This window comes from Pseudomonas moraviensis subsp. stanleyae (assembly GCF_036283065.1).
GTDB classification, from domain to species: Bacteria; Pseudomonadota; Gammaproteobacteria; order Pseudomonadales; family Pseudomonadaceae; genus Aquipseudomonas; species Aquipseudomonas stanleyae.
This window is the reverse complement of record NZ_JAADJI010000004.1, coordinates 255,528-267,561: the sequence shown is the minus strand read 5'-3', so window position 1 is coordinate 267,561 and position 12,034 is coordinate 255,528. Positions and strand designations below refer to the sequence as shown.

Genomic DNA, 12,034 nt, shown 5'->3' with positions numbered 1-12,034 from the left:
GGGGTGTTTCAGAGCCAGCACGCGTCCCATAGTGGGTAATCGGCGACTTTCTTTACCAGGCCGGCGCGCAACGGGTTGGCAATGATGTAGCGCGCATAGGGGCGCAGGTCTTCATTGTCTCGGATCGCGCGGTCGTGGTACCCGGTTTGCCAGAAGGCCCCGGTTCGGTTCAGCGCGCGATTGATGGTCAGCGTGCTGCGGGACTTGACGGTTTGCATCAATCGCTCCAGCGAAGCGTTTTCAAGTTGTACGAGCCAGTGGAAATGATCCGGCATGACCACCCATGCGATCGACTTGACCCATTGTTGATCCTGGGTTCGCTTGAGTTCCGCTACCAGCAAACGACCGATTCGCCAATCGGTGAAGATCGGGCGGCGTTGATAGACGACAACCGTGATCAGATAAGCGCGTCCTGGCTCAGAGCACCGCCCGCGTCGAAGTCGATGCGAATATAAGCATTTGCGCATTCCGTTGCGTCCTCATGATTGATTCCTTATTTACCCTAGCTGCCGATTGCTTGAATCGAGTCTGAGAAGTCTGTCAGACGATTCTGCTAAACGCGCGGGCAAGTTCCGGGAAGGCCAAACAACCCGATCCCCCTGTGGCGAGGGAGCTTGCTCCCGCTGGACTGCGCAGCAGTCCCAACCGCTGCAGCCAGCCAGGTTTACGACTGCTACGCCCCCGAGCGGCAAGGCGCGGCGATTCGACAAGTCCCCTCCCCACGCGAATGGTGCAACCCATGCGGGCAACATGACGCTGCACCATGACTGTGCAATACTCGGCGCCTTTTTTGGCGGCGAAAATTCCTACATGGCGTAGGTAAAGCCTCTCCGCAAACCGGGCTTTTGCCGAGAGTTGTCGCTGAATGTTGTGACTTATAGAGTGAAAAATCCTGCCCTGAGCTTTTTATACTGCACGCCCCGCTGATCTTTCAGGCCTGCCCTGCAAGACGCGTCCGCCCACGAAGCCGACGCGGTTTCCTGCCCAGCCAAGGCCTATCGGCCGACGCTTCGAAACCCGGTGGTCATATCCAATAACAAGACGAGGTTGTACCCCTATGCCAGTTGGCAATCCTCAGCCGTACGGCGACACCGCTTCGGGCGGTCCGCTCAAACGCGAACTCGGCGAACGGCATATCCGCCTGATGGCGCTCGGTGCCTGTATCGGCGTCGGCCTGTTTCTCGGCTCGGCCAAGGCCATCGAAATGGCCGGCCCGGCGATCATGCTTTCCTACATTCTTGGCGGTCTGGCGATCCTGGTGATCATGCGCGCCCTCGGCGAAATGGCCGTGCATAACCCGGTAGCCGGTTCGTTCAGCCGCTATGCGCAAGATTATCTCGGCCCGCTGGCAGGGTTTCTCACCGGCTGGAACTACTGGTTCCTGTGGCTGGTGACCTGCGTTGCGGAAATCACTGCGGTGGCGGTGTACATGGGCATCTGGTTCCCGGATGTGCCGCGCTGGATCTGGGCCCTGGCGGCGTTGATCAGCATGGGCTCGATCAACCTGATCGCGGTCAAAGCCTTTGGCGAATTCGAATTCTGGTTCGCCCTGATCAAGATCGTCACCATCATCGCCATGGTGATCGGCGGCGTCGGCATCATTGCCTTCGGTTTCGGCAATGACGGCGTGGCGCTGGGCATTTCCAACCTGTGGGCGCACGGCGGTTTCATGCCCAACGGTGTTACCGGTGTGCTGATGTCGCTGCAAATGGTCATGTTCGCCTACCTCGGCGTCGAGATGATCGGCCTCACCGCCGGTGAAGCGAAGAACCCGCAAAAGACCATCCCCAACGCCATCGGCTCGGTGTTCTGGCGCATTCTGCTGTTTTACGTCGGCGCGTTGTTCGTGATTCTGTCGATCTATCCGTGGAACGAAATCGGCACTCAGGGCAGCCCGTTCGTGATGACCTTCGAGCGTCTGGGCATCAAGACCGCCGCCGGCATCATCAACTTCGTGGTGATTACTGCGGCGCTGTCGTCGTGCAATGGCGGCATTTTCAGCACCGGGCGCATGCTCTACAGCCTGGCGCAGAACGGCCAGGCCCCGGCCGGTTTCGCCAAGACCTCGACTAACGGTGTGCCACGCCGGGCGCTGCTGCTATCGATCGCGGTGTTGTTGCTGGGCGTAGTGCTCAACTATCTGGTGCCGGAAAAAGTCTTTGTCTGGGTCACCTCGATCGCCACCTTCGGCGCGATCTGGACCTGGGTGATGATCCTGCTGGCGCAACTGAAATTCCGCAAAGGCCTGAGCGCCAGCGAACGTGCCGGCCTCAAGTACAAGATGTGGCTGTATCCGGTCAGCTCGTACTTCGCACTGGCGTTTCTGGTGCTGGTGGTCGGTCTGATGGCGTACTTTCCCGATACCCGTGTGGCGCTGTATGTCGGGCCTGCGTTTCTGGTGTTGCTGACCGTGTTGTTCTACGTGTTCAAGCTGCAGCCGAATCAGGTTTCGCAAGACGCGGTGCGTTCGGTTTCGTAAGTTCAAACCGCTGAAAAAAACAAAGCCCCGGTCGCAAGATCGGGGCTTTTTTGGTTCGCGCGAGCTGATCGCCAGTCTTACGCCGCTACCACGTCCTGCGGCTCAAAACTGTCCGCCCGCGCCATCTGCCACATCCGCGAATAGAACTCGCCATTCACTTCGCCAGTAAGCAATTCCCCCGGTTTCAGAAACACATGCAGCTGCGAAAACAGTTTGATCTCGGTCGCCGACATGCGTCGCACCAGATGCTTGGCCGACAGTTGCGCCGGATGCTCAAGGCCCGCCGCCGCGAGCATTTCCGCCAGCGCTTTGAGCGTGCTGCGATGGAAGTTGTAGACGCGCTGGGCCTTGTCCGGTACCACCAGGGCGCGCTGGCGCAATGCGTCCTGCGTAGCAACACCGGTCGGGCATTTGTTGGTGTGGCACGACTGCGACTGGATGCAGCCGATGGCGAACATGAAGCCGCGCGCCGAGTTGGCCCAGTCGGCACCGATGGCCAGTACGCTGGCGATGTCGAAGGCGCTGACGATCTTGCCACTGGCGCCGAGTTTGATCTTGTCACGCAGGTTGAGGCCGACCAGCGTGTTGTGCACGAACAGCAGGCCTTCGCGCATCGGCACGCCGATGTGGTCGGTGAACTCGACAGGTGCCGCGCCAGTGCCGCCTTCCTTGCCATCGACGACGATGAAGTCGGGAAGGATGCCGGTTTCCAGCATGGCCTTGGCGATGCCCATGAACTCCCACGGATGGCCCAGACAGAACTTGAAGCCGACCGGTTTGCCACCGGACAGTTCGCGCAGTTGCTGGATGAACTGCATCATCTCGATCGGCGTGGAAAACGCACTGTGGCGCGACGGCGAAACGCAGTCCTCGCCCATCAGGATGCCGCGGGTTTCAGCGATTTCCCTGGTGACCTTGTGCTTGGGCAGGATACCGCCGTGGCCGGGTTTGGCGCCCTGGCTCATCTTGATTTCGATCATGCGCACTTGCGGATTCTGCGCCTGCACGGCGAAGCGCTCCGGGTCGAAACGGCCGTCGCTGGTGCGGCAGCCGAAATAGCCGCTGCCCAGTTCCCAGGTCAGATCACCACCGTGTTCGCGGTGATACGGGCTGATGCTGCCTTCGCCAGTGTCGTGGGCAAAGTTGCCGAGTTTCGCCCCTTGGTTCAGCGCGCGAATGGCGTTGGCACTGAGCGAGCCGAAGCTCATCGCCGAAATATTGAAGATCGACGCTGAATACGGCTGCGTGCACTGCGGCCCGCCGACAGTGACGCGGAAACCGTTCGGGTCACTCAACGGCGCCGGGCGCATCGAGTGGCCGATGAATTCGAAGCCGGACTGGTAAACGTCGATCAACGTGCCGAACGGTTTGTCGGCGGTTTCGTTTTTCGCTCGCGAGTACACCAGCGAACGCTGCGCGCGGGAGAAGGGCAGGGCGTCGCTGTCGGATTCGAGCAGGTACTGGCGAATTTCCGGGCGGATGCCTTCGACCAGATAACGGATGTTGCCCAGAATCGGATAATTGCGGCGCACTGCATGGCGCGTCTGCATCAGGTCGAACACGCCGAGCAGGCTCAGCACCCCAGTGACGGCAGTGATCGGCCACAGCCAGTCATGTTCGAGAAAGGGCAGGCTGGCGAGGGTGAACATCACACAGACGGCAAAGAAGGCGTAGCGGCTCAGCAAAGACAGGCTCATACGGTTTCCCTGGTTCGGACTCAGATTTGTGCAACTGCATGCATCCCTGTGGGAGCGAGCCTGCTCGCGAAGACGGCCAGACCAGCCAATATTGATGTCGGCCATGAGGGCCTCTTCGCGAGCAGGCTCGCTCCCACAAAAAGCGTTAATCACACTGTTTCAGGCGTTCTGCGCCTGCAGAAAAATCGAAAACAGCTCGGACTGGGATTTGATCCCCAGCTTGCTGTACATGTGTTTCTTATGGACTTTCACGGTTTCCACGGAGATTTCCAGCTTACGGGCGATTTCCTTGCTGGAACAACCGCTGAGCATCAAACGCCCGACATCCAGTTCGCGGGCGGTCAATTGTGCGCCCTTGAGCTGTTGCACCGAGGCTTCCAGTTGCACCCGCCAGTCGGCCTGCGCAGGTGCGGCGGCGAGGGCCACGGTTTCGTTGATTTCGTACGGCAGGCGCTGGCGCAACAGACCCAGCATCCAAGGCTGAATCAAAGACAGCAAAGCGATCTGTTCGCCAGTGAAACGTTTTTCACTGCCCAGCGACAGGCACAGCGTGCGCTCGCCCTCGAGCTGGCAATTGAACTGGATTTCGTCGGCCACCACATTCAGACGAAAGTATCGCTGGTAATACTCGGTCAGCTCGAAATGCTCCGGCGCGACTTCCGAGAGGCGATACAGGCCGGTGCGCGACTGCTCGCGGCAGGCGATGTAGAACGGATCGAGCAAGTACAGACCGCGCAGATAATCCTGGAACAGCGTGTCCGGGCTGCCATCCTCGCCGGGGCATTCGGCGAAGACTTGCGGGTGCTGATCGGCGCTGAACAGCAGCACTACCCAGCTATCGAAGGCCACGTACTGCTCGAGCAGACGCAGCAGTTGTGCCCAGAAATTGGGCTTGTCGAGCGCGTCGATCAGTTGCCCGACGGCGCGGTGCCAAGTGATGTCATTCAACGAAAGTGTCATCGATCTACCCCTATCGGGTTACCCCGGCCGCGTAATTCCCTGGCCGGTTGCTTGCTGCGCATACTGGCCCACAGACAGGCACCGGGCAATCTTTCCGGGCCGGGCCACATAACAAGGGATATCCATGAAAGTCCAACTCGCCCAACTGGCGGGCCGTGACAACGACACGGCTTACAACCTGCAACGCGCACTGGCGGCGATTGCAGCCTGCGCGTCCGACACGCAAATGCTCGTGTTCCCGGAAACCCACCTGATGGGCTTTCCCAATGCCGAGACCGTGGCGCGAATCGCCGAACCGCTCGACGGCCCGACCGTCAGCGCCGTGCTCGCAGCCGCGCGTGAGCGTGACATTGCGGTGGTGATCGGCATGGCCGAGAACGACAACGGCCGCTTCTACAACACCACGCTGCTGATCACCCCTCAAGGCATTGTCCTGAAATACCGCAAGACCCATCTGTGGGCGTCGGATCGCGGCGTGTTCGAAGCCGGCGACCGTTACGCCACTTGCGTGTGGAACGGCGTGCGCGTCGGCCTGCTGATCTGCTACGACATCGAGTTCCCGGAAACCGCCCGCGCGCTGGCGCAACTGGGCGTGGAATTGCTCATCGTCACCAACGGCAACATGGACCCGTACGGCCCGACCCACCGCACCGCGATCATGGCCCGCGCCCAGGAAAACCAGGCGTTTGCGCTGATGGTCAATCGTGTCGAGGCGGGGGATGACGGCCTGGTGTTTGCTGGCGGCAGCGCGCTGGTCGATCCGCTGGGTGCGCTGCTGTTCGAGGCCGGTCGTGAAGAAGGGCAGTTCAGCGTCGAGCTGGATTTCGCGCAGCTGGAGATTGCGCGCAAGGATTATCGCTATCTGGATGATCAGCGTCTGAAGTTGCCGGGAGAGGTGGTGGAGCAGGCTTGCGGTGTTCGCGAGTTGTTGATTCCACACCGATAACCGCTGCCCTCACCCTAGCCCTCTCCCCGAGGGAGAGGGGACTGACCGAGGTGAATGGAACACATGCGTCGCCCTGAAATACCGAGTCGAACTCAAGTTCTTCGAATCAGTAATCTCTGGTCGGACGCAGGATTTGAAACCCATGGAGATCGGCTCCCTTTCCCCCTCGCCCCCCTGGGGGAGAGGGCTGGGGTGAGGGGGAAAAGATCTTCAGTCGAACAAAAATAATCAGCAACACCCGAAACATTCGCCGAACCCGGCTCTGCCATAAATCCAATAACATTCGGAGTAAGTCGCCCATGGCTCGTTTGCAACGCACCCTTTCGCTAGGGTCGGTGGTGCTGTTCGGCATCGCCTACATGACGCCGATCATTGTCCTCGGCACCTTTGGCATCCTTGCCCAAGCCACCGCCGGTATGGTTCCGGCCGCCTATCTGGCAGCGCTGGTGGCGATGTTTTTCACCGCCATGAGTTACGGGCGCATGGCCGCTGCCTTTCCGGTGGCCGGTTCGGCTTACAGCTACGTGCGCAAGGCGATCAGCCCGAAACTCGGTTTCATTGCCGGCTGGGCCGTGTTGCTCGATTACCTGTTTCTGCCGATGGCGATCTGGCTGATCGGCGCCGCTTATCTGGCCTCGGCGTTCCCGTCGATCCCGCAATGGATCTGGGTGCTGGCGTTCATCGGCATCACCAGTGCGATCAACATCGTCGGCCTGAAACTGGCTAACGGCATCAACGCCTTGCTGATGCTGGTGCAGTTCCTCGTGCTGATCGCCTTCGTTGCGCTGTGCGTGCACTACATCGGTGGTGATGCGAATACGCCGCTGTGGTCGATCAAACCGTTCTTCAACGGCGACATGCAGATGCCGCTGATCATGAGCGGCGCGGCGATTGCCTGCTATTCATTCCTCGGCTTTGACGCAGTCAGCACCCTGACCGAAGAGACCCGCGATCCACGCCGCACCATTCCCCGGGCGATCATGCTGATCACCTTGATCGGCGGCCTGATCTTCGTCGGCGTCTCGTACTTCGTGCAGATCGCTCATCCGTCGTTGCAGTTCGACAGCGTCGACTCGGCAGCCTATGAAATTGCGCGCAACATCGGTGGCGACCTGTTCGTGTCGATCTTCCTGATCGGTCTGATCGTCGGCCAGTTCGCCTCGGGGCTGTCGGCGCAGGCCAGCGGTTCGCGACTGCTGTTCGCAATGGGTCGGGACGGCGTCTTGCCGAAGTCATTTTTCGGCAACTTGCATGCGCGCTTCGGCACCCCGGTCAACAGCATTCTGTTGTGCGCGGCGGTGGCGTTGCTGGCGCTGAAACTCGATGTGACCACCTCGACCTCGTTCATCAACTTCGGCGCGTTTCTGGCATTCAGCCTGGTGAATCTGTCGGTGATCTTCCATTACTGGATCGGCGGAGAGAAAAAGGGCCTGCGCGAGTTGTTGCTGTTTCTGATCTTCCCCTTCATCGGGCTGGTGGCTGATTTGTGGTTGATGGTTAGCCTTGATCATCTAGCGGTGTATCTGGGCCTGAGCTGGCTGGCGATTGGCGTGGTGTATCTGGCGGTGCTGACGGGCGGCTTCCGTCGCCAGCCACCGGAGATGGATTTTCAGGAAGCTGCCTGAAACGGCTTCACGCAGCGGGCCGACTCTGACGCATCGGCAACTCGACGCGAAAGGTCGTACCCACGCCCGGCTCGCTGCGTACCGAGATTTCTCCACCGTGTTTTTTAACGATGCCATAGGACAGCGACAGGCCGAGGCCGGTGCCCTGACCGACCGGTTTGGTGGTGAAAAACGGGTCGAAGATTTTCTGCAAGGTGTCCGGCGCAATGCCCGAGCCGGTGTCGGCGACCTCAACCCAGGCGATGTCTTGCTGCACACCGGTGCGCAAGGTGATGGTGCCACGCTCGGGCCCCATGGCCTGCGCGGCATTGACCACCAGGTTCATGATCACTTGATTGATTTGTGACGGCAGGCACTCGATGTCCGGTAACGGCTGGTAGTCCCTGATCACGTCGGCTTTGTACTTGAGTTCGCTGGCAACGATGTTCAGGGTCGACTCGATGCCTTGCTGCAAATTGGCCCACTGCCATTGTTGATTGTTATCGACGCGGGAAAAATCCTTCAGATCTTTGACGATCTGGCCGACCCGGCCGATGCCTTCCTTGGACTCGCGAATCAACAGCGGAACGTCCTCAAGGAGAAACTCCAGCTCGGTCTCTTCACGCAGACGCTGCAATCTGGCTGCCGCCTCGCTGTCGAGCCTTGGCAAGTAGCTCTGATACGCCTCGAGCAGGGTCAGCAGCTTTTTGAAATAGCCGTCGAGAGAACCGAGATTGGAGGAAATGAAGCCGATCGGGTTATTGATTTCGTGGGCGACGCCCGCAGCCATTTGCCCCAGTGAAGCAAGCTTTTCCGACTGCACCAATTGGCTTTCCAGTTGCTTGCGCTCATCGATTTCCCGTTGCAGTGCTTCGCTGGCCTGCTTGAATTCCAGGGTGCGCTGATCCACCAGATGTTCCAAATGGTGCATCTGCAATGAAGCCTTTTCGGTCATCTGCCATTTGGTCAGCAGGGTGTTGGCCATCTGCTGCACTTCGATGTTGTCGAAGGGCTTTTTCAGGATCAGCAAGCGGTCGTGCGCCTGCAGACGGTCCAGCAGTTCGTCCCAGGAATAGTCCGAATACGCGGTGCAGACCACGACCTGCAATTGCGGGTCGTGGTGCCAGAGGTGTTCGATGGTTTTTGCGCCGTCCCAGCCGTCGGGCATGCGCATGTCGACAAAGGCCAATGCGTACGGGCGCTGTTCCTGCGAGGCCTGGATCAGCTTGCCCAGACCCTCCTCGCCACCGTAGGCCGAATCCAGCTCCAGCAACGGGCGCAGGGGACGTGCCTGCGCCCCGAACAGTGCGGCCTCCATTTCGTCCAGTTCAACCGATTGCGCCGTGACTGGCGTGAGGATCTTGCGAAAGTCTTCATGAATCGACGGCATATCGTCGATCAGCAGAATGCGGCGGTTCGACAATTCGCTCATGCGTGCTCCGTTACGGTAATCAGCGGTATCTGCAAGGTGAACAGCGCGCCCTTGCCCGGTCCGTCGCTATGGGCGGTGAGGTGGCCGTTCATCTCGATCGCGGCAAGGGCACAACTGTGCAGGCCGAAGCCGTGGCCTTCCTTGCGGGTGGTGAATCCGTGGGCAAAGATCCGCGTCATGTTTTGCGCGGCGATGCCCTCGCCATCGTCCTTGACGCTGATCTGCAAAATGCTGTCATCGACAGTTTTCACCGCCAGAGTCATGGTTCGCGGGCGGTTGCTGAGGTCGGACATTGCGTACTTCGCATTGCTGATCAGGTTGATCAGGATCAGCAGCAGGCGGTGTTTGTCGCCCATCACTTGCGGTACGTCGGCGTACTCCCTGACCACCGTGACGTGGTGTCGGGTCAGGGCACCGGCGTTCATGCGCAAGGCATCTTCGAGCAACTCGTCGATGAACAGCGGCTCGGTCATGCTGCTGGCGCCGGCATAGGATTGCTGGGTGGCGACGATGTCCTTGATGTGGTCGACGCTTTTGCTCATTTGCGTCAGCTCATCGGCCATTTCCTGTTGTTCCTGAGCAATCGCAGCGACCAGTTGGTTGAGGTAGGCGGGAAGCAATTTGCCTTTGGCGTCTTCGCGCAAGAATACGCCGAGGTCGTCCGGGTGCTCGTTGATCAACTGCATCGCCTTGGCCAGACCCTGGGTCTTGCTGTTACGCAATTTGCGCGCAATCAGATCGGAAGAAATATTGACGCTGTTGAGCACGTTGCCGACGTTGTGCAGGACGTTGGTGGCGATTTCCGCCATGCCCGCCTGGCGTGCGGCATCGAGCAGTTCGCTCTGCGCGTTTTTCAACTCGCGGGTGCGTTCATCGACCCGCTGCTCCAGTACATCGTTGGCGGTCTGCAGCGCCGCATTGACCCGGTTGATTTCGGCAAAACTGCCGATCAGGCGGATCGTCAGGCCAACCAGCGACAGCACCAGCAACACCGAAAACAGCAACATGTAGAAATGGTATTGGCGGTCGATCCTGTCGGCCCGCTGCTGATCGCGATCGAGCAGGGTGGTCATGGTGTCCAGACGTTCGGCCACGGGGATCGCTTCGATGCTTTCGAGCAATTGATTGACCTGCGGCTGTTCGCGCGCAATCAGAGCAATGTGATTGCTCAGAATCCTGATCGGTGCCTGGAATTCTTCCGGCAACCGTTGTGCATTGACCGCAAGTTTGTTCAGCCCCACCTCGATTTCAGCGGCGCGCTCGGCGCTGGTGACCTGGGCAAATTCCAGTGCACTGAGCAGCAGGTCGTAGGTGTCGGTGGTGATGTTCTGCAACTGCGATTTGTCGAAGTCGGGCAGGTTGGCCAGTTGCTGCTGAATGTCATCCTCGGCGGTTGGCAGGAACGCCAGCGAATTGCGCAGCAAGGCATTGTGGGATTTGAACTGCTCGACCAGCCGGGATTTCTCTTTCATCGCCTGCAGATAATCCACATGCGCCTGGTGCCACTGCGCCGCTTCATTGCGCCCGTGCCCCGATTCGATGTCGGTAAAACGCACCCAGAGCTGGTTCATCGCGTTCATTGGCGAGACCAGCGGGTCGTAATTGTGCGAGATCGCCACCCTGGCCTTGAGGATCTCGTTTTCCCACAGCGAATCCTGCTGTTTGATCTGCCGGATCAGGTCCCGTGACTCGGTGTATGTCATCGTCTGGTCGGAGCTGGATTTGAAGTACAGAAACAACAGCACCGAAGCCAGCGCGAATGCGATCAACGACAAGAGCAGCAGGCTGCGGCGCCGCGAAATGTTCATCATGGCTTGCCCTCCCACTGGCCGGTCAGGGTCTTGAGAAACTGGATGATCAGGGTTTTGTCTTCGTCGCTCGGCATGCGCCCCAGCTGGTACTGGAACATGATGTCCACCGCCTGTTCGAGGCTCGCCGCCGAGCCGTCGTGGAAGTACGGCGCCGTCACGGCGACGTTGCGCAGGCTGGGGACCTTGAACACCGCACGGTCAGCTTCGTCGCCGGTAACATTGAAGCGCCCCAGGTCGGCCTCCGTCGCCTGGCCGCGATCGGCAATGTAGTCGCCGAACACCCCGAATTTCTGGAACATGTTGCCGCCAATGTTCACCCCCTGATGGCAGGCAATGCAGCCGTATTCCTTGAACCGTTGGTAGCCTTGTTTTTCTTCGTAGCTGAGGATGGCGGTATCGCCCAGCAGGTACTGATCGAATCTGGAGCCGGGGGTCAACAGGGTGCGCTCGAAGGCTGCGAGCGCCCGCTGAACATTGACCTTGGTCAAACCGTCCGGGTAGATCGCGGAGAAGCTGCGACGGTAATCGGCGTCCTCTCCGATGCGTTTGACGACCGTGTCCCAGTCGCTGCCCATTTCATGAGGGCTGGTGATGACCACATCGCTCTGCTCTTCGAGCGTCTCGACGCGGCCATCCCAGAATTGGCGAAAGTTCAGGCTGGCGTTGAACACCGTGGGCGTATTGATCGCCACCGGCTTGCCGTCGAACCCCAAGGACAGCGCGCGGTTGTCGGCACCGTTCTTGTCCAGTTGATGGCAGCTGGCGCAGGACAGGGTGTTATTTACCGACAACCTGGGATCGTGGAACAGTTGCCGCCCCAGAGCCACGCGCCCGGCATCCTGGTGGGGTATCCCCGGCAGTGGTTTGAGCGGCTCGTTCAGCGGTTCGGCGATAGCGCCGCCGCACAGCAGCAGCGTCAGTACCAGGCGCAGAAAAGCTGTTGGCAGGTTCACAGGGTGCTACCGCACAAGGCTGTGTTCATGCCGAGCTGCCTGGGTTTTCGTACGCAATTTTCGTCGAGAGCATCCCTTTCCCTCATTCCCCGGGTTTGTCGGCAGCCGTGACCGCTGATCGTATTGAGAGTAGTCGGCCGTTCGTCAGTTTG

9 protein-coding genes are annotated in these 12,034 nt (G+C 59.7%); 3 read left to right on the top strand and 6 right to left on the bottom strand.

Features of this window, described 5'->3' with window-relative positions; genetic code table 11:
- Positions 1 to 8: 8 nt before the first annotated feature.
- Positions 9 to 467 (bottom strand): REP-associated tyrosine transposase, encoded by a 459-nt coding sequence (locus GXB78_RS08630; protein WP_123418805.1) that lies wholly within the window; start codon positions 465 to 467, stop codon positions 9 to 11.
- 590 nt (positions 468 to 1,057) lie between these two features.
- Here GXB78_RS08630 and GXB78_RS08625 point away from each other — a divergent pair.
- A complete protein-coding gene (locus tag GXB78_RS08625) occupies positions 1,058 to 2,479 on the top strand; it encodes an amino acid permease (RefSeq protein WP_329515105.1) in 1,422 nt (473 codons plus the stop codon).
- Between the two features lie 77 nt (positions 2,480 to 2,556).
- Here the strand turns inward: GXB78_RS08625 and GXB78_RS08620 are convergent, their stop codons facing one another.
- Together GXB78_RS08620 and GXB78_RS08615 are read right to left on the bottom strand one after the other, a co-directional pair.
- A complete protein-coding gene (locus GXB78_RS08620; protein WP_329515104.1) occupies positions 2,557 to 4,176 on the bottom strand; it encodes an FMN-binding glutamate synthase family protein in 1,620 nt (539 codons plus the stop codon).
- 159 nt (positions 4,177 to 4,335) lie between these two features.
- On the bottom strand, positions 4,336 to 5,136 hold the full coding sequence (locus GXB78_RS08615; protein ID WP_329515103.1) for a helix-turn-helix transcriptional regulator: 801 nt from the start codon (positions 5,134 to 5,136) through the stop codon (positions 4,336 to 4,338).
- A 124-nt stretch (positions 5,137 to 5,260) separates the two neighbouring features.
- On the opposite strand from GXB78_RS08615, the gene GXB78_RS08610 reads away from it, so the two are divergent.
- Positions 5,261 to 6,082, top strand: a complete 822-nt coding sequence (locus GXB78_RS08610) for a carbon-nitrogen hydrolase family protein (protein ID WP_329515101.1) — start codon at positions 5,261 to 5,263, stop codon at positions 6,080 to 6,082.
- Positions 6,083 to 6,381: 299 nt separating this feature from the next.
- Positions 6,382 to 7,707 carry an APC family permease gene (locus tag GXB78_RS08605; protein WP_329515100.1) on the top strand — a complete coding sequence of 442 codons (1,326 nt, stop codon included), beginning with the start codon at positions 6,382 to 6,384 and terminating at the stop codon, positions 7,705 to 7,707.
- 7 nt (positions 7,708 to 7,714) lie between these two features.
- Here GXB78_RS08605 and GXB78_RS08600 read toward each other — a convergent pair whose 3' ends face one another.
- From GXB78_RS08600 to GXB78_RS08590, 3 genes are read right to left on the bottom strand one after another with little or no spacing between them, the layout of a single operon-like run.
- Entirely contained in the window at positions 7,715 to 9,118 is a 1,404-nt protein-coding gene (locus GXB78_RS08600) for an ATP-binding protein (RefSeq protein WP_329515099.1), read from the bottom strand.
- Positions 9,115 to 10,929 carry a DAHL domain-containing protein gene (locus tag GXB78_RS08595; protein ID WP_408005115.1) on the bottom strand — a complete coding sequence of 605 codons (1,815 nt, stop codon included), beginning with the start codon at positions 10,927 to 10,929 and terminating at the stop codon, positions 9,115 to 9,117. The genes GXB78_RS08600 and GXB78_RS08595 overlap by 4 nt, the downstream gene beginning before the upstream one ends.
- Positions 10,926 to 11,876 carry a cytochrome-c peroxidase gene (locus GXB78_RS08590; protein ID WP_329515228.1) on the bottom strand — a complete coding sequence of 317 codons (951 nt, stop codon included), beginning with the start codon at positions 11,874 to 11,876 and terminating at the stop codon, positions 10,926 to 10,928. The genes GXB78_RS08595 and GXB78_RS08590 overlap by 4 nt, the downstream gene beginning before the upstream one ends.
- Positions 11,877 to 12,034 lie beyond the last annotated feature (158 nt).